Consider the following 16,688-nt stretch of genomic DNA (forward strand, 5'->3'; position numbering starts at 1 on the left):
GGAGCGGGGACGGCACATGCTGCGAAGAGCTGGGGAGTTTCCGTAGCCATTGCCGTCACATCTCCCGTTCTACACTGCCTACCCAATACACACTATTTCGGACACGCCGCCCAGGGCTCCCCGCGGCCATCCATGCCGGGTGCGCGCATTATCGCCCTACTTGCCGCGATTCGGCACCCGTACAGCTTACGTTGTACAACGCATGCTGGACCGTGGGGGTGTCCTGCGCATCACAAGAACACACCGATTGGCTCCAAGATTCCTTCGGGGAGCCAGAGTTGGTATTTCCTTTGCAGACACGGGGCCCCGCCGGACAGTTCCGGCGGGGCCCCTTTGCCTCTGGTCTACTTGCCCGTGAACTTCTCGTACTCCTTGAGGACCTCGTCGGTGGGTCCGTCCATCCGGAGTTCGCCGCGCTCCAGCCACAGGACGCGGTCGCAGGTGTCGCGGATCGAATTGTTGTTGTGGCTGACCAGGAAGACCGTGCCGGCCTCCTTGCGCAGCTCGCGGATGCGGGCCTCGGAGCGCTTCTGGAATTTGCGGTCGCCGGTGGCGAGCGCCTCGTCGATCATCAGAACGTCGTGGTCCTTGGCGGCGGCGATGGAGAACCGCAGCCGGGCCGCCATGCCGGAGGAGTACGTCCGCATCGGGAGGGTGATGAAATCGCCCTTCTCGTTGATGCCGGAGAACTCGACGATGTCCTCGTAGCGCTCCTTGATCTGTTCGCGGGTCATTCCCATGGCGAGGCCGCCGAGGATGACGTTGCGCTCACCGGTCAGGTCGTTCATCAGGGCCGCGTTCACACCGAGCAGTGAGGGCTGGCCGTCGGTGTAGACCCTGCCCTCCTCCGCCGGGAGCAGACCCGCGATGGCGCGCAGGAGGGTCGACTTGCCGGAGCCGTTGGAGCCGATCAGGCCGACCGCCTCGCCCCGGTAGGCGATGAAGGAGACACCGCGCACGGCGTGCACCTTGCGCACCCCGCGCTCCTCGCCGCGCTTGAGTATCCGGCTCAGCGCGGCGGTGGCGCTGCCCTTGCCGGACTTCGCGCCGTTGACGCGGTAGACGATGTGCAGATCGTCGGCGATGACGGTGGGGATGCGCTCCCCGGGCAGCTGCTCAGCCACGGCCGTACCTCTCCTCCGCCTTCCAGAAGAACACGAAGCCGCCCAGCGCGAAGAGCACCGCCCAGGTGCCGGCCGCCGCCCAGACGTGGTCGGGGAGGTTCTCCGAGCCGTACCCGTCGATGAGCGCGAAGCGGATCAGGTCCATGTAGATCGCGGCCGGGTTCCACTGGAGGATCGTGGCGATCCACCCCGGCTTGTCGGCCAGCATGATCGGAATGGAGTACATCACGCCGGACGCGTACATCCACGTACGCATCACGAACGGCATCAGCTGGGCCAGGTCCGGGGTCTTCGAACCGGCGCGGGCCATGATCAGGGCGAGGCCGGTGTTGAAGCAGAACTGGAGGGCGAGCGCGGGCACGATCAGCACCCAGGACATGTCCGGGTAGCTGCCGAAGGCACAGGTGACGGCGAACAGCACGATCATCGAGAAGAGCAGCTGCTGGAGCTGCTGGAGCGCGAACGAGACCGGCAGCGCGGCGCGCGGGAAGTGCAGTGCGCGCACCAGGCCGAGGTTGCCGGAGATCGCACGGACGCCCGCCATCACCGAGCTCTGCGTGAAGGTGAACACGAAGACGCCGGTGACCAGGAACGGGATATAGACGTCCTGGGACATACCGCGGTCGGCCTGGAGGATCACACCGAAGATGAAGAAGTAGACGGCCGCGTTCAGCAGCGGGGTGACCACCTGCCACAACTGGCCCAGCTTCGCCTGGCTGTACTGGGCCGTGAGCTTGGCCCGGGAGAAGGCGAGGATGAAGTGGCGGCGGTCCCAGAGCTGGCGGACGTACTCGACGAGGGAGGGCCGGGCACCGCTCACGGCGAGGCCGTACTTCGCGGCGAGTTCCCCCGCGCTCAGCGACTCGTCGGGCGACACGGGCGCGCTCACCGCGACCGTGGCGTCATGCGTTGTCTCACTCACAAGTGGAAACTTTCGTCTTCGATGTGCGCGGCCCGTGCGGGCCCGACGGGCCCGGCCGAAGGGCCACGGCCCGGTCGCCTTCAGGGACGAGCTTGTCAGATCACCGGAGGCCGGCCCAGTCGGGTCAGCCGCCACACGGTACGCCACTTCATGGGCCTGCGGGGCCCGCACGGTGTGGTCCAGCCTTCCCTGAATCCGCCGAACCAGGCACGCAGCGCGGTCCGTGAGGGACGGCGCAGCAGGGTGAGCAGCAGCCAGACGCCGAGGTAGACGGGGACCAGGGGCGCGGGCAGGTTGCGGCGGGCCAGCCAGACGCGGTTGCGGGCGACCATGCGGTGGTAGACCGCATGCCGCGAGGGGGCCGTCGTCGGGTGGAACAGCACCATGTCGGACCGGTAGTCGATCATCCAGCCGGCGTCCAGGGCGCGCCAGGCCAGGTCGGTCTCCTCATGGGCATAGAAGAACTCGTCGGGCAGGCCGCCGACCTCGGCGAGCAGCCGGGTGCGGACCGCGTTGGCGCCGCCGAGGAACGTGGTGACGCGGGAGGAACGCAGCGGGTCGGAGGCGCGCAGCCGGGGCACGTGGCGGCGCTGGGTCTTGCCGGTGTCGGGGTCGGCGATGCGGAAGCTGATGATGCCGAGCCGCGGGTCCGACTCGAAGGCGCTGCGGCACAGTTCGGCGGTGTTGTGATGGGCGAGCAGTCCGTCGTCGTCGAGGAAGAGCAGTATGTCGACGTCGCGTCCGCTGGGGCCGAAGGCCTCGATGCCGACGTTGCGGCCGCCGGGGATGCCGAGGTTCTCGGGGAGTTCGACGGTACGTACGCCCTCGGGGACGTCGGGCACGGGTGAGCCGTTGCCGACGACGACCGCCTCGACCTGGTCGCCGTCCTGCTTGGCGATGGAGTCGAGCAGGGCGCGCAGCTCCTCGGGGCGGTTGCCCATGGTGATGACGACCGCGCCGACCTTCATGCCGGGGCTCACCGGAGCCTGCTCGACGCCAGGATGGACACCAGGTGCAGCAGGGTCTGCACCAGGGCGATGCCGGCGAGTACGGCGGTCCCGAGCCGGGTGAAGAACAGGTCGCCGCGGCTCGCGTCGAGGATCGCGAGGACCAGGATCAGCAGGGTCGCCTCGATACCGAGGACGAGCCGGTGGAACTTGAGGGCGGCGGCGGCCCGGCGGGCGAGCGCCATGCCGGAGGAACGCGGTTCGGACGCGGCCTCCTTGACCGGGGGGAGCCCGCCCTGGTGCCGGGCGACGCCGACCAGGTCGGTCTCGGCCTTGATGAGGATGGCGCCGACGGCGGCCAGGGTTCCGAGGAACGCCCACAGCCAGTCGATCCGGCCGGTGCCCCACAGGTCGGCGGCGCGCAGTCCGAGCCCGACGAGGACGGCGGCGTCGGTGAGGTAGGCGCCGACGCGGTCGAGGTAGACACCGCCGAGGGAGAACTGCTGCTTCCAGCGCGCTATCTCGCCGTCGACGCAGTCGAGCAGCAGGTACAGCTGGACCATGAGGACGCCGAGTACGGCGCCGGTGATGCCCGGCACCAGCAGGGCGGGGGCCGCGAGCACACCGAACAGGGTCATCAGGTATGTGAGCTGATTGGGCGTGATCCTGGTGTTCACCAGGTAGCGGTCGACCCGCAGGGACACCTCGCGCATGTAGAGGCGTCCCGCCCAGTGCTCACCGCTGCGCCGGTCCTTCACCCCTGCGGGGTGCACGACGGGGCGGAGTTCAGCTACCGATGGCCTTGACATAGTCGGCGTAGATGTCCTTGATCTGGTGGGGGGTCAGGGCGAGGTGTTCGAGGATCGTGTAGCGACCGGGCCGGGTCTGTGGGGCGAACTCGACGACCCGGACGAACTCGTCCTCCGTGAAACCGATCTCCTCGGGCAGCACGGGCAGTCCGTGCCGCCGCAGCACGTCGGCCATGTGGACCGACTCCTCGTGCGCGCCGCGCAGGTACATCGCGAAGGCGGCGCCCAGGCCGCACTGTTCGCCGTGGGCGGCCGCGCGCTTGGGGTACAGCAGGTCGAAGGCGTGGTTGATCTCGTGGCAGGCGCCGGACGAGGGGCGGGAGTCGCCCGACACGGACATGGCGATACCGCTGAGCACCAGCGCCTCGGCGAGCACCTGGAGGAAGGCGTTGTCGCCGATGCCGCCGGGGTGGCGCAGTACGGCCTCGCCGGCCTGGCGGGCCATCGCGGCGGCGAGTCCGTCGATCCGCTCGCCCTTGACCCGGTTGGCGAGCTCCCAGTCCCGGATCGCGGAGATGTTGGAGACGGCGTCGCCGATGCCGGCCCGGACGAAGCGGGCCGGGGCCTCGTGGATGACGTCGAGGTCGATGACGACCGCGATCGGGTTGGGCACACCGTAGGAGCCGCGCCCGGCGTCGTTGTCGAGGGTGGCGACGGGCGAGCACAGGCCGTCGTGGGCGAGGTTCGTGGGTACGGCGACCAGGGGCAGGCCGACGCGGGCCGCGGCGAACTTCGCGCAGTCGATGATCTTGCCGCCGCCGAGTCCGACGAGTGCGTCGAAGTGGCCGGCCTTCATCTCGCCGGCCAGCCGGACGGCGTCGTCGAGGGTGCCGCCGCCGACCTCGAACCAGGTGGCGCCGGGCAGGGAGGGCGCGACGCGCTCGCGCAGCCGGGCGCCCGAGCCGCCGCTGACGGCGACGGCGAGCTTGCCGGAGTGCGAGATGCGCTCGTCGGCGAGGACGTCGCCGAGGTCGTCGAGGGCACCCGGGCGGATGTCGACGACGACCGGTGAGGGGATGAGCCTGGTCAGTACCGGCACGCGATCTCCCGTCCCCGGGCGAGATCGTCGTGGTTGTCGATCTCGACCCAGTCGACGTCGCCGATCGGCGCCACGTCGATGCGGAAGCCGCGGTCGACGAGCTCCTGGTAGCCGTGCTCGTAGAACTGCTGCGGGTCGTTCTCCCAGACCGTCCTCAGGGCGTCGCCCAGGTCGGCCGCGGCCTCGCCCTCGATGAGGGTGACGCCGATGTACTCGCCGGTGGCCTCGGCCGGGTCCATCAGCTTGGTGATCCTCGAGACGCCCCGCCCGGGGTCGACGACGACCTTCATCTCCTCGTCGGCGAGGTCCTTGACGTCGTCCAGCGCGAGGATGATCCGGCGGCCGTCGCCGCGCGCGGCGAGCAGCGTCTTCTCGACGGAGACCGGGTGGACGGTGTCGCCGTTGGCGAGGATCACGCCGTCCTTGAGGGCGTCACGGCCGCACCACAGGGAGTAGGCGTTGTTCCACTCCTCGGCCTTGTCGTTGTCGATGAGGGTGAGCTTGAGGCCGTAGGTGCGCTCCAGGGCTTCCCTGCGCGCGTAGACGGCTTCCTTGCGGTAGCCCACGATGATCGCGGCCTCGGTGAGGCCGATCTCGGCGAAGTTGCCGAGGGTGAGGTCCAGCACGGTCGGCTCGCCCTCGACGCCCGCGGGGCCCACCGGCACCAGTGCCTTGGGCAGGGTGTCGGTGTAGGGGCGCAGCCGCCGTCCGGCGCCTGCCGCCAGCACCAGGCCGATCATGCGGGTTCTCCTTCGTCGTGTACGGCGGGTGCGCCTTCCCGGTGGGAGGCGACCCAGAAGCGGACGCTCTCGACGAGCACCACCAGTGCCACGGCCACGGCGAGGACCGTGAGCGCGACGGCGAACCACTCGCCGGTGAGCAGCGCGGCCAGGAGCGCGACGAGCAGCGTGCGCCCGTCGTGTCCCCCGACGACCCGCACCAGCCAGGCCGGCGGCGCCCCGGCGTTTCCGCGGATGCGGTACACCGTGTCGTAGTGATGGTAGGCGACAGCGGCCACCAGGCCGAAAGCTGCGGGAAGGGCTCCGTTCACTTCCGATTCAGCTGCCAGGAGCAGCACGGTGCCGTACTCGGCGGCCCGGAAGAACGGCGGAACCAACCAGTCCAGGGCACCTTTGAGGGGGCGTGCGACGGCGACGGCGGAGAGCGCGGTGCAGAGGACCGCGGCGCCCGCCGTGGCCCAGCCGGCGCCCCAGAGTGCGGCGGAGATCACTACCAGGGCGCCGCCGAGGCCCGCGGCGAGCGGGGCCGGGACACGGGGGGCGAAGCGCCCCAGGAGTTCGGAGAGCGGGCCGCTGTCGGCGAGGTCCCTGAGCGCCTGCGCGGCCCGGTCGGTGCGCTGGGCCTTTCGGGTGAGCGAGCGCAGTACCCGGCCCGCGGTGGTGTAGGTCGCGGCGAGGGCGCAGCCGATCAGCAGGACGGTGAGGGTGATGCGCGGGGTGGTGACCGCGGTGAGCACGGCGATCATCGCCCAGCGCTCGCCGATGGGCAGCACGATCATGCGGCGGGCCCAGACGGTCCAGCCGACGCTGTCGAGCTTGTCGGAGAGGGCCGCGGTGGGGCTGGTGTTGGCGCTCGCGTCGGTGTCCCCGGCGTTCGCCTCGTTGAAGGCGAAGTCGACGACGTGCCGGCAGGTCTGGAGGACCATCGCGCCGAGGGCGAGGGCCCACACGTCGTCCCCGCCGCGGGCCGCGCCGAGCGCGAGGCCCGCGTAGTAGGCGTACTCCTTGGCACGGTCGAAGGTGGCGTCGAGCCAGGCGCCGAGGGTGGAGTACTGAAGGGAGTAGCGGGCGAGCTGGCCGTCGGTGCAGTCGAGGACGAAGGACGCGATCAGCAGGACGCCCGCGGCGACGAAGCCGCCCCGGGTGCCGGTGGCCGCGCAGCCCGCGGCGATCAGCGCGGTGAGCAGTGAGGCCGTGGTGACCTGGTTGGGGGTCAGTCCGCGGCGGGCGCACCAGCGCGCGAGGTAGCGGGAGTAGGGGCTGACGAAGAAGGTGGTGAAGAAGCCGTCGCGGGCCTTCACGGCCGACTTCAGGCGTACGGCCTCGTCGTCGACGGCGGCCACGGCCTGCCGTGCCTCGTTGCGGGCCTGCGGGTCGGGCGGGACCACCGCGACCAGGGTGCCGAGCGCGGGGCGGTGCAGGTCGGCGCCGTCGGTGTCGAGGGCGGCGATGATGCGGTCGGGCAGGCTGTCGACGAGTACGGCGCCCTCCGCGGAGCGCTCGCGGGCCATCGCGCGGGTGAGGGCCTGGCGGCCGGCGGGCTGGGCGGTGACGGCGCCGGGCACGGCGGCGAGCGGGAAGCGGGGGTCGGTCAGGCCGAGCCGCAGCGCGTGCTGGTGGCCGACGAACCGGGCGTCCACGATCGCGACCCGCCGGTCGCCGGGGACCTGGGCGAGGAGCGTCTCGGCCTCGGCGGTGCCGGAGGCTACGCGCACCTCGAAGCCGAGGGTCCGCAGATCGTCCTCGATCGACGATCCCGGGGCCGGCGGGCCGGTGAGGATGGCGGTCGACAAGCGGACTCACTCCCTGGGTTCTGGCACGTCCGCGCCGGTATGTGCATGGTGGGGGGGCGCCCCCGGACCACGCCGGGCGGGCGGCGTTCGGCAGAGGCTATCGGATGATGGGAAGAGCATGTTCACCGGCCGTTCATGATCCGGACGGCGCCGTTTGCCCTTCGTGTGTTCGCGATCATCATGGGGGATGGGCCGCCCGCCGTACAAAATCGCACTGTCGGACCGGGGCGTTCGCGGGCATACGCGACGCCGCCCGCGGCGCGACGGCGAAGGCGCCCGCCGGGCCCCGGCTTAGGGTGGTCGACCATGACGTGGCTGATCACCGGCGGTGCCGGATACATCGGGGCCCATGTGGCGCGGGCGATGAAGGAGTCCGGGGAGCGCGTGGTCGTGCTCGACGACCTCTCGACGGGTGTGCCGGAGCGGCTCCCCGCGGACGTCCCGCTCGTCGTCGGGTCGTACCTGGACCGGGAGTTGCTGCGGCGACTGCTCGCCGAGCGTGGGGTGACGGGCGTGGTGCATCTCGCGGCCCGCAAGCAGGTGCCGGAGTCGGTGGCCCGGCCCACCTGGTACTACGAGGAGAACGTGGGCGGGCTCGCCGCCCTCCTGGACGCGGTGGCCGGGGCCGGCGTCGGGCGCTTCCTCTTCTCGTCCTCCGCGGCCGTCTACGGCAACCCGGATGTGGATCTGATCACGGAGGACACTCCGTGCGCCCCGGTGAACCCGTACGGCGAGACCAAGCTGGCCGGCGAGTGGCTGGTCCGGGCGGCGGGCGCGGCGCACGGCATCGCGACGGTGTGCCTGCGCTACTTCAACGTGGCGGGCGCCGCCGCGCCCGAGCTGGCCGACACCGGGGTCTTCAACGTGGTGCCCATGGTCTTCGACCGGCTGAGCCGGGGCGAGGCGCCGCGGATCTTCGGTGCCGACTACCCGACGCCGGACGGCACCTGTGTCCGCGACTACATCCATGTCGCCGACCTCGCCGAGGCGCATCTCGCGGCGGCCCGGCGGCTGGCCGCCCCGGGCACCACGGGCGATCTGACCGTGAACATCGGCCGCGGCGAGGGCGTCTCGGTGCGCGAGCTGGTCACCCTGATCGGCGCCGCGACCGGGCACACCACCGCCGCGGTGGTCGAACCGCGCCGCCCCGGGGACGCCCCGCGTGCCGTCGCGTCGGCCGCGCTGGCCGCCAAGGAGCTCGGCTGGACCGCCCGCCGCGACGTACCCGAGATGGTCGCGTCGGCCTGGCGCGGATGGCTGCTCCACCACGGCGAATGATCACCCACACGGCCTGACCTGCGGTTCGTTTCCGCAGGTCAGGGCACATGACAACGGTGTTCACTGCCGCGTTGCCACATACCCCCCACCCGTAGTTCACTGTGGTCGCGGGCCGATCACAGGAGGCGGTACTTCATGGGCGCAGGACACGACCACGGGCATACGCACGCCCCGCCGGCCGGCAGCGGCACGGCAGCGGCGGCGTACCGGGGCAGACTGCGCATCGCCCTGTCGATCACGCTCACCGTGATGGTCGTCGAGATCGTCGGCGGGGTGCTCGCCGACTCCCTCGCGCTGATCGCGGACTCGGCGCACATGGCGACGGACGCGCTGGGTCTCGGTATGGCCCTGCTGGCGATCCACTTCGCCAACCTCCCGGCGAGCGGGAACCGCACCTTCGGCTACGCCCGCGCCGAGATCCTCGCCGCGCTCGCCAACTGTCTGCTGCTGCTCGGCGTCGGCGGCTATGTGCTGTACGAGGCGATCCAGCGGTTCATCACGCCCGCCGACACCGAGGGCGGGCTGACCGTGGTGTTCGGTCTGATCGGCCTGGTCGCGAACATGATCTCCCTCACGCTGCTGATGCGCGGGCAGAAGGAGAGCCTGAACGTGCGGGGCGCCTTCCTGGAGGTCGCGGCCGACGCCCTGGGTTCGCTGGCGGTGATCGTCTCGGCGGTGCTTATCCTCACCACGGGCTGGCAGGCCGCCGACCCGGTCGCCTCCCTGGTGATCGGCCTGATGATCGTGCCCCGCACGGTCAAGCTGCTGCGCGAGACGCTGGACGTGCTGCTGGAGGCGGCCCCCAAGGGCGTCGACATGACGGAGGTGCGGTCGCACATACTCGCCCTCGACGGGGTGGAGGACGTGCACGATCTGCACGCCTGGACGATCACCTCGGGGATGCCGGTGCTCTCCGTCCACGTGGTCGTGCGCACCGACGTACTGAACGCGATCGGCCACGAGAAGATGCTGCACGAGCTTCAGGGCTGCCTCGGCGACCACTTCGACGTCGAGCACTGCACCTTCCAGCTGGAGCCGGGCGGACACGCGGAACACGAGGCCAGGCTGTGCCACTGAGCGGGTGACGCGAGGGGCCGGTGTCCGCGGGGGCCCGGCACCCCGGCGGCCCCGGGGGTGGTGCGGCCGCGTGTCGCGCGCCCCCGGCCTGCGGTTCACTCCCCCGGGCGGACGGTTCCGTGCCCGTCGTGCCGGGCACGCTCACCCACCGGGCCCTGCTGCGGCGCCCGCGCCGGGGACGGGACATGCGGGCGCGCCCGGGAAGTACCGGGCACGCCCGTTTCGTACGGCAGACTGGGTCCCGAGGACCGAGGCGAAGGATGGGTATGCCGATCACACCTGCCACCGCGACGCACAGCGCGTCGAACGGCACCGCGGAAGCGATCATGCTGGAACTGGTCGACGAGAAGGGCGCGACGATCGGCACCGCGGAGAAGCTCGCGGCCCATCAGCCGCCCGGACAGCTGCACCGCGCGTTCTCCGTGTTCCTGTTCGACGAGCACGGCCGGCTGCTGCTCCAGCAGCGCGCGCTCGGCAAGTACCACTCCCCCGGCGTGTGGTCCAACACCTGCTGCGGGCACCCGTACCCGGGCGAGGCGCCGTTCGCGGCCGCCGCGCGGCGGACCTTCGAGGAGCTGGGTGTCTCGCCGTCGCTGATGGCCGAGGCGGGCACCGTCCGCTACAACCACCCGGACCCGGCGTCCGGGCTGGTCGAGCAGGAGTACAACCACCTCTTCGTCGGCATGGTGCAGTCGCCGCTGCGGCCGGACCCCGAGGAGGTCGGCGGGACCGCGTTCGTGACCCCGGCCGAGCTGGCCGAGCGGCACGCCAAGGACGAGTTCTCGGCCTGGTTCATGACCGTCCTCGACGCCGCCCGGCCCGCCGTCAGGGAGCTGACCGGTCCGTCCGCGGGCTGGTGAGCCTCAGGGCAGCCCGGCGGGCTTGAGGGGCAGCGCGGCCCAGATCACCTTGCCGCCGCTCGCCGTGTGCTCGACGTCGCACGCCCCGCCCGCCTCCCTGGCGATCTCGCGCACCAGCAGCAGTCCCCGGCCGCCCGTCCGGCCGTGGTCGGCCTCCAGGGCGGTCGGCCGGTACGGGTGGTTGTCCTCCACGGACACCCGCACCCACTCGGCGCCCACGGCCACCTCGACGGCGAGCATCGGCGACAGCAGCGCCGCGTGCCGCACGGCGTTGGTCACCAGCTCCGAGACGATCACCAGCAGACCGTGTGCCAGGTCCTCCGCCACCGGCACACCCTGCCTCAGCAGCAGGTCCCGCACCGCGTGCCGGGCCTGCGGGACCGAGGCGTCCACAGCGGGGGCGGTGAAGCGCCACACCCCCTCGTACGGCAGCGGTTCGGGCGGGCCCGCCTCCGGGGGTCTCACCGCGCCGCCATCTGGGCGTGGACCGGGCCCGAGCCCGTCGTTGTCCATCGTCCGGTCGCCACCCTTGCGCTCGATTGTCACCACACGTCGAGTGTTGGTAACGCATCGCGCGGGACCACGCTACTGAACAGAAGTCAGCGACTATCGAACGCTTCTGACCATTGGCGTATGACGCGGTCAGTTGTGGGACTGCTCCTGTCCCCGCCGTGCCGACTTGCGCACTCTTCGGGTTGTACGGGTTTGACCGCGGCGTCGTCCGGTTCGTCCGCGGCGGGCCGGTCCGACACCTTACCGGCGATCTTCCGCACGCCGAAACCCCGGATAGCATCCGGCACATGGAGCCGCAGCTGCTGCACCGGGTCGAGGACTCGGTCGCCACCGTCGTCATCCACCACCCGGCGAAGCGCAACGCCATGACGGCACCGATGTGGCGGGCGCTGCCGCCGCTGCTGGCGGACCTGGCCGCCGACCCCGGGGTGCGGGCGCTGGTGCTGACCGGGGACGGCGGCACGTTCTGCGCGGGCGCCGACATCACCGGGCTGCTGGCGGGGCCGCAGGAGGCGCGGGACCTGACGGTGGCCGCCGAGGAGGCGCTGGCCGCGTTCCCCAAGCCGACGGTGGCGGCGGTCCGTGGCCACTGCGTGGGCGGCGGCGCGCAGTTGGCGGCGGCCTGCGATCTGCGGTTCGCCGAGGAGGGCGCGCTGTTCGGGGTGACACCGGCCAAGCTCGGCATCGTCTACAAGGCGTCGTCGACCCGGCGGCTGGTGGCACTGGTGGGTCCGGCGACCGCCAAGTACCTGCTGTTCTCCGGAGAGTTGATCGGCACGGCGCGCGCACTGCGCACCGGCCTGGTGGACGAGGTGCTGCCCGAGGGTGAACTCGGCAAGCGGGTCGCCGAGTTCACCCGGATCCTCGCCTCGCGCTCACTGCTGACCCAGGCGTCGGCGAAGGAGTTCGCGAATGGACGCACGGACCGGGACGCCCACTGGGACGAGCAGCTGCGCGAGAGCGGTGATCTCGCGGAGGGTGTCGCGGGGTTCCTGGAGCGCAGGGCGCCGCGGTTCGGCTGGAGCGCGCCTACGCCGGACTGAAGCGGCTGCGGGAGCGCAGCCGCTCCACGAGGTGCGCGGGCGCCTTCTGCGGGGACCCGGCGTCGTAGGGCGGCTGCGGGTCGTACTCCGTCATGAGCTGGACGGACCGCGCCACGTCGTCGTCGGCGATCCGGCCGAGCAGGGACAGGCCCATGTCGATGCCGGAGGAGACCCCGGCCGCGGTGACGTACTTGCCGTCGAACACCACTCGCTCGCCGGTCGGTTGGGCGCCGTAGCGCGTGAGGTGCTCCAGGGCCAGCCAGTGGGACGTGGCACGGCGGCCCGAGAGCAGGCCTGCGGCGGCCAGCAGCAGCGAGCCGGTGCACACGGAGGTGGTCCAGGTGCTGTCGGCGTCCGCGGCGCGCAGCCAGTCCAGGAGGGCCGCGTTCTCCATCTGGTCGCTCTGCCCCGGGCCGCCCGGCACGACCACGACGTCCGGCCGTGGCACGTCCGCGAGGGCGCGGTCGGCGGTGAGGGCCAGGTTCCCGCTCTCGTTGCGCACGGGGCCGGGCCGTTCGGCGACGAACACGGTCTCGGCGCCGGGAAGCCGGCCGAGGGTCTCGTAGGGGCCGACTGCGTCCAGGGCGGTGAAGCGGTCGAAGAGGAGGATGGCGATCTGCATGCGGGGTCCCTTCGGGGGGTGAGGGGGGTGACGGGTCAGGGGGCCGGCAGGGCGCGGAAGCGGCGGCGGTACTCCGCCGGGGCCGTGCCGAGGGCCCGGACGAAGGCGCGGCGCATGGCCTCGGGGGTGCCGTAGCCGCTCTCCCGGGACACCTCCTCGACGCCGTCGGTGGTGTCCTCCAGGAGCCGGCGGGCGTGTTCCAGGCGGACCCGGTCCACGTAGCGGCCGGGGGTCGTGCCGGTCTCGGTGCGGAAGGCGCGGGCGAAGTGGCGCGGGGAGAGGCGGGCGCGGGCGGCGAGCGACTCGACGCTCAGATCGCCCGCGGGGTGCTCGGTGATCCAGCGCTGCACCTCGCGCAGCGGTTCGCGCCGGGCGGTCTGGGCGGCGAGCTGGGCGCTGAACTGGGACTGGTTGCCGGGCCTGCGCAGGAACACCACGAGATGCCGGGCGATGTCGAGGGCCACGTCACGGCCCAGGTCCTCCTCGACCAGGGCGAGCGCCAGGTCGATGCCCGCGGTGACACCGGCCGACGTGGCGACGGATCCGTCCCGGACGTAGATGGGATCGGCGTCGACCCGCACGGCCGGATGGTCCCGGGCGAGTTTCTCGGCGTAGGCCCAGTGGGTGGTGACCCGCCGGCCGTCCAGGAGGCCCGCCTCGGCGAGCAGGATCGCCCCGGTGCACACGGAGACCAGCCGGGGCGCGCGGGGCCCGTGTGCGCGCAGCCAGTCGGTCAGCCGGGGGTCGGGGGTACGGGTGCCGATACCGCCCGGCACCACGAGGGTGTGCGGCCGCCGGGCGTCGGCGAGCGAGGTGTCCGGCACCAGGGCGAGTCCGCTGGAGCTGCGTACGGGGCCGCCGTCCAGGGAGGCCGTACGGATGCGGTACGTCCCCGGCTGGTGCTTCTCGGCCCCGGCGAAGACCTCCACCGGGCCGGTGACGTCGAGGCTCTGCACGCCGTCGAAGAGAACGACCAGAACGGTCCGCTGCGCCATGCCGTCGATTCTTCGCGGTCTGCGGAATGTCCGCAATGACGAGTACCCCACCTTTCCTGCCACCGGCCTTCGATGCGGACACCCTGCGGCACGCATGACCTGCGGTCGTCGAGGTACCCGGTACGCACGGTCCGTCCGCAGGGCGGACCGCCATCGAGTGAGACGAAAGGTGATTCACGTGTTTCGAGCCATCGCGGACGTTCTGCGTCAGATCGGCGGAGCCATCGCCACCGTCGTCACCCTGCCGTTCCGGGCGCTGGCCCGGCTGTTCGGCGGAGCGTCGCGCTCCGGTCGCGGCGGAGCACGCCGCGCCTGACGGCCGCCGCCCGCCGGTTGCCGCCCTGATCCCCGATTGTCGGCGCCACCTGCCACAATTGCCGCGCAACCCGAGCGGAGAAGGCGGTACGGGATCGTGACGACACCCGGGTCCCTGGGAATTGGGTCCATCGAAGGCAGGATCGCCGAGGAGCTCGGCGTGCGGGAGCGGCAGGTCAAGGCCGCCGTGGAGTTGCTCGACGGCGGTTCGACGGTGCCCTTCATCGCTCGTTACCGCAAGGAAGCGACCGAGATGCTCGACGACGCGCAACTGCGCACGCTCGAGGAACGGCTGCGTTATCTGCGGGAGCTGGAGGAGCGCCGGACGGCGATCCTGGAGTCGGTGCGTGAGCAGGGCAAGCTCACCCAGGAGTTGGAGGCCCGGATCCGGGGCGCCGAGACCAAGGCGCGCCTGGAGGACATCTATCTGCCGTTCAAGCCGAAGCGGCGCACCAAGGCGCAGATCGCGCGCGAGGCCGGTCTCGAGCCGCTGGCCGAGGGACTGCTCGGCGATCCGTCGGTGGATCCGCTCGCCGCGGCCGCCGCGTTCGTCGACGCCGACAAGGGTGTGGCGGATCCGCAGGCCGCGCTGGACGGCGCGCGGTCGATCCTCACCGAGCGGTTCTCGGAGGACGCCGATCTGATCGGCGAGTTGCGTGAGCGCATGTGGGTGCGGGGGCGGCTGGCCGCCAAGGTCAAGGACGGCAAGGAGGAGGCGGGCGCCAAGTTCGCCGACTACTTCGACTTCGCCGAGCCGTTCACCGCGCTGCCCTCGCACCGGATCCTCGCCATGCTGCGCGGCGAGAAGGAGGAGGTCCTGGACCTCGTCCTGGAGCCGGAGGAGCCGACCGAGGGTCCTTCGTCGTACGAGGGGATGGTCGCCCACCGGTTCGCCGTCACGGACCGGGGCCGGCCGGCCGACAAGTGGCTGAAGGACACGGTCCGCTGGGCCTGGCGGACCCGGATCCTCGTGCACCTCGGCATCGATCTGCGGCTGCGGCTGCGGACCGCCGCCGAGGACGAGGCGGTCAACGTCTTCGCCGCGAACCTGCGTGATCTGCTGCTCGCCGCGCCGGCCGGCACCCGTGCGACGCTCGGCCTGGACCCCGGTTTCCGTACGGGCGTGAAGGTCGCCGTGATCGACGCGACCGGCAAGGTGGTGGCGACCGACGTCATCTACCCGCACGTCCCGGCGAACAAGTGGGACGAGGCCGTCGCCAAGCTGGCCGTGCTCGCGCGCGAGCACGCGGTCGAGCTGGTCGCGATCGGCAACGGCACGGCGTCCCGCGAGACCGACAAGCTCGCCGGTGAACTCATCACCCGGCACCCGGAGCTGAACCTCACCAAGGTGATGGTCTCCGAGGCCGGCGCGTCCGTGTACTCGGCGTCCGCGTTCGCCTCGCAGGAGCTGCCCGACATGGACGTGTCGCTGCGCGGCGCGGTCTCCATCGCGCGCCGGCTCCAGGACCCGCTGGCCGAGCTGGTGAAGATCGACCCCAAGTCGATCGGTGTGGGGCAGTACCAGCACGATCTGTCCGAGGTGAAGCTGTCCCGCTCGCTGGACGCGGTCGTCGAGGACTGTGTGAACGGCGTCGGGGTGGACGTCAACACCGCCTCCGCGCCGCTCCTTTCCCGCGTCTCCGGCATCACCTCCGGGCTCGCCGAGAACATCGTGGCGCACCGCGACGCCAACGGCCCGTTCACCTCCCGCGGCCAGCTGAAGGGGGTGGCGCGGCTGGGCCCGAAGGCGTACGAGCAGTGCGCGGGGTTCCTGCGGATCCGCGGCGGCGACGACCCGCTGGACGCGTCCAGCGTGCACCCCGAGGCGTATCCGGTGGTGCGGCGCATGGTGAAGACGTCCGGGCAGGAAGTGGCGTCGCTGATCGGCAACACGGGTGTGCTGCGCTCGCTGAAGCCGACCGAGTTCGTCGACGAGACGTTTGGTCTGCCGACCGTGAGCGACATCCTGAAGGAGCTGGAGAAGCCGGGGCGTGACCCTCGTCCGGCCTTCAAGACGGCCACCTTCAAGGAGGGCGTCGAGAAGATCGCCGACCTGGCTCCGGGGATGGTCCTGGAGGGCGTGGTGACGAACGTGGCGGCCTTCGGGGCGTTCATCGACGTCGGGGTCCATCAGGACGGTCTTGCGCATGTCTCCGCGCTGTCGAAGACCTTCGTCAAGGATCCGCGGGATGTCGTCAAGCCGGGTGACATCGTGAAGGTGAAGGTGCTCGACGTCGACATCCCGCGCAAGCGGATCTCGTTGACGTTGCGGCTGGACGACGAGGCGGAGGCTTCGCAGTCGGGCGGTCGTGGGGGCAAGCAGCAGCGGGGTGGGGGCGGGCGTCCGCCCCAGCAGCGGCAGCAGCCCCGGCAGGGTGGGAGTGGGGGCGGCCGGCAGGCGGCTCCGCCTGCCAACAGTGCGATGGCCGATGCTCTGCGCAAGGCCGGGTTGCTGGATCCGAAGAAGAAGGGGCGGTAGCGGGTCGCGGGGAGCTGCGGGCCGGTTGTGGCTGGTCGCGCAGTTCCCCGCGCCCCTGATGGGTTGTGGCTGAGCTCCGGGAAGTGCGAGGCGGTCGCGGCCACGCGGCAGAGACGTCGGCTGCGGGTCGGT

The 16,688-nt window shown here is 71.5% G+C and carries 16 protein-coding genes; 6 read left to right on the forward strand and 10 right to left on the reverse strand.

Annotated features, from left to right (window positions below; genetic code table 11):
* Positions 1 to 344: 344 nt before the first annotated feature.
* From ACIQAC_RS06965 to ACIQAC_RS06995, 7 genes are all read right to left on the reverse strand, one after another.
* A complete protein-coding gene (locus ACIQAC_RS06965; protein ID WP_402187772.1) occupies positions 345 to 1,124 on the reverse strand; it encodes an ABC transporter ATP-binding protein in 780 nt (259 codons plus the stop codon).
* The gene (locus ACIQAC_RS06970) at positions 1,117 to 2,046 is read right to left on the reverse strand and encodes an ABC transporter permease (protein ID WP_402187774.1); all 930 of its coding nucleotides are present in this window, start codon (positions 2,044 to 2,046) and stop codon (positions 1,117 to 1,119) included. The genes ACIQAC_RS06965 and ACIQAC_RS06970 overlap by 8 nt, the downstream gene beginning before the upstream one ends.
* Positions 2,047 to 2,141: 95 nt before the next feature.
* The gene (locus ACIQAC_RS06975; protein WP_402187776.1) at positions 2,142 to 3,026 is read right to left on the reverse strand and encodes a glycosyltransferase family 2 protein; all 885 of its coding nucleotides are present in this window, start codon (positions 3,024 to 3,026) and stop codon (positions 2,142 to 2,144) included.
* The gene (locus tag ACIQAC_RS06980; protein ID WP_402187778.1) at positions 3,023 to 3,802 is read right to left on the reverse strand and encodes a CDP-alcohol phosphatidyltransferase family protein; all 780 of its coding nucleotides are present in this window, start codon (positions 3,800 to 3,802) and stop codon (positions 3,023 to 3,025) included. Before ACIQAC_RS06980 ends, ACIQAC_RS06975 begins: the two co-directional genes overlap by 4 nt.
* Entirely contained in the window at positions 3,780 to 4,841 is a 1,062-nt protein-coding gene (locus tag ACIQAC_RS06985; protein ID WP_402187780.1) for an iron-containing alcohol dehydrogenase family protein, read from the reverse strand. Before ACIQAC_RS06985 ends, ACIQAC_RS06980 begins: the two co-directional genes overlap by 23 nt.
* On the reverse strand, positions 4,829 to 5,581 hold the full coding sequence (locus ACIQAC_RS06990) for a sugar phosphate nucleotidyltransferase (protein WP_402187781.1): 753 nt from the start codon (positions 5,579 to 5,581) through the stop codon (positions 4,829 to 4,831). The genes ACIQAC_RS06985 and ACIQAC_RS06990 overlap by 13 nt, the downstream gene beginning before the upstream one ends.
* Positions 5,578 to 7,374 carry a DUF5941 domain-containing protein gene (locus ACIQAC_RS06995; protein ID WP_402187783.1) on the reverse strand — a complete coding sequence of 599 codons (1,797 nt, stop codon included), beginning with the start codon at positions 7,372 to 7,374 and terminating at the stop codon, positions 5,578 to 5,580. Before ACIQAC_RS06995 ends, ACIQAC_RS06990 begins: the two co-directional genes overlap by 4 nt.
* Positions 7,375 to 7,680: 306 nt before the next feature.
* Here ACIQAC_RS06995 and galE point away from each other — a divergent pair, with 306 nt between their 5' ends.
* From galE to idi, 3 genes are all read left to right on the forward strand, one after another.
* Positions 7,681 to 8,652 (forward strand): UDP-glucose 4-epimerase GalE, encoded by a 972-nt coding sequence (gene galE, locus ACIQAC_RS07000; protein ID WP_402187785.1) that lies wholly within the window; start codon positions 7,681 to 7,683, stop codon positions 8,650 to 8,652.
* A 135-nt stretch (positions 8,653 to 8,787) separates the two neighbouring features.
* The gene (locus ACIQAC_RS07005) at positions 8,788 to 9,729 is read left to right on the forward strand and encodes a cation diffusion facilitator family transporter (RefSeq protein WP_402187786.1); all 942 of its coding nucleotides are present in this window, start codon (positions 8,788 to 8,790) and stop codon (positions 9,727 to 9,729) included.
* 266 nt (positions 9,730 to 9,995) lie between these two features.
* Positions 9,996 to 10,589, forward strand: a complete 594-nt coding sequence (idi, locus tag ACIQAC_RS07010) for an isopentenyl-diphosphate Delta-isomerase (RefSeq protein WP_402187788.1) — start codon at positions 9,996 to 9,998, stop codon at positions 10,587 to 10,589.
* Positions 10,590 to 10,592: 3 nt separating this feature from the next.
* Here idi and ACIQAC_RS07015 read toward each other — a convergent pair whose 3' ends face one another.
* Positions 10,593 to 11,102, reverse strand: coding sequence for an ATP-binding protein (locus ACIQAC_RS07015; protein ID WP_402188202.1), 510 nt, complete (start codon positions 11,100 to 11,102; stop codon positions 10,593 to 10,595).
* A 287-nt stretch (positions 11,103 to 11,389) separates the two neighbouring features.
* On the opposite strand from ACIQAC_RS07015, the gene ACIQAC_RS07020 reads away from it, so the two are divergent.
* A complete protein-coding gene (locus ACIQAC_RS07020) occupies positions 11,390 to 12,145 on the forward strand; it encodes an enoyl-CoA hydratase/isomerase family protein (protein ID WP_402187790.1) in 756 nt (251 codons plus the stop codon).
* Here ACIQAC_RS07020 and ACIQAC_RS07025 read toward each other — a convergent pair.
* Both ACIQAC_RS07025 and ACIQAC_RS07030 read right to left on the reverse strand, forming a co-directional pair.
* Entirely contained in the window at positions 12,132 to 12,767 is a 636-nt protein-coding gene (locus tag ACIQAC_RS07025; protein WP_402187791.1) for a DJ-1/PfpI family protein, read from the reverse strand. The two genes, ACIQAC_RS07020 and ACIQAC_RS07025, sit on opposite strands and share 14 nt — an antisense overlap.
* A 35-nt stretch (positions 12,768 to 12,802) precedes the next feature.
* Positions 12,803 to 13,762, reverse strand: a complete 960-nt coding sequence (locus ACIQAC_RS07030; protein ID WP_402187793.1) for a GlxA family transcriptional regulator — start codon at positions 13,760 to 13,762, stop codon at positions 12,803 to 12,805.
* Between the two features lie 178 nt (positions 13,763 to 13,940).
* On the opposite strand from ACIQAC_RS07030, the gene ACIQAC_RS07035 reads away from it, so the two are divergent.
* Both ACIQAC_RS07035 and ACIQAC_RS07040 read left to right on the forward strand, forming a co-directional pair.
* Positions 13,941 to 14,078, forward strand: a complete 138-nt coding sequence (locus ACIQAC_RS07035; protein WP_402187795.1) for an LPFR motif small protein — start codon at positions 13,941 to 13,943, stop codon at positions 14,076 to 14,078.
* A 96-nt stretch (positions 14,079 to 14,174) separates the two neighbouring features.
* Positions 14,175 to 16,556: a Tex family protein gene (locus ACIQAC_RS07040; RefSeq protein WP_402187797.1), complete on the forward strand. Its 2,382-nt coding sequence runs from the start codon at positions 14,175 to 14,177 to the stop codon at positions 16,554 to 16,556.
* Positions 16,557 to 16,688: the final 132 nt, after the last annotated feature.

The organism is Streptomyces sp. NPDC088387, assembly GCF_044753385.1.
Taxonomy (GTDB): Bacteria; Actinomycetota; Actinomycetes; order Streptomycetales; family Streptomycetaceae; genus Streptomyces.

Bases quoted from the DNA above. Each gene is read 5' to 3' on its own strand.
- ACIQAC_RS06980 (WP_402187778.1), bottom strand. From the start codon at position 3,802: ATGTCAAGGCCATCGGTAGCTGAACTCCGCCCCGTCGTGCACCCCGCA.
- ACIQAC_RS06990 (WP_402187781.1), bottom strand. From the start codon at position 5,581: ATGATCGGCCTGGTGCTGGCGGCAGGCGCCGGACGGCGGCTGCGCCCC.
- galE (WP_402187785.1), top strand. From the start codon at position 7,681: ATGACGTGGCTGATCACCGGCGGTGCCGGATACATCGGGGCCCATGTG.
- ACIQAC_RS07005 (WP_402187786.1), top strand. From the start codon at position 8,788: ATGGGCGCAGGACACGACCACGGGCATACGCACGCCCCGCCGGCCGGC.
- idi (WP_402187788.1), top strand. From the start codon at position 9,996: ATGCCGATCACACCTGCCACCGCGACGCACAGCGCGTCGAACGGCACC.
- ACIQAC_RS07015 (WP_402188202.1), bottom strand. From the start codon at position 11,102: ATGGACAACGACGGGCTCGGGCCCGGTCCACGCCCAGATGGCGGCGCG.
- ACIQAC_RS07020 (WP_402187790.1), top strand. From the start codon at position 11,390: ATGGAGCCGCAGCTGCTGCACCGGGTCGAGGACTCGGTCGCCACCGTC.
- ACIQAC_RS07025 (WP_402187791.1), bottom strand. From the start codon at position 12,767: ATGCAGATCGCCATCCTCCTCTTCGACCGCTTCACCGCCCTGGACGCA.
- ACIQAC_RS07030 (WP_402187793.1), bottom strand. From the start codon at position 13,762: ATGGCGCAGCGGACCGTTCTGGTCGTTCTCTTCGACGGCGTGCAGAGC.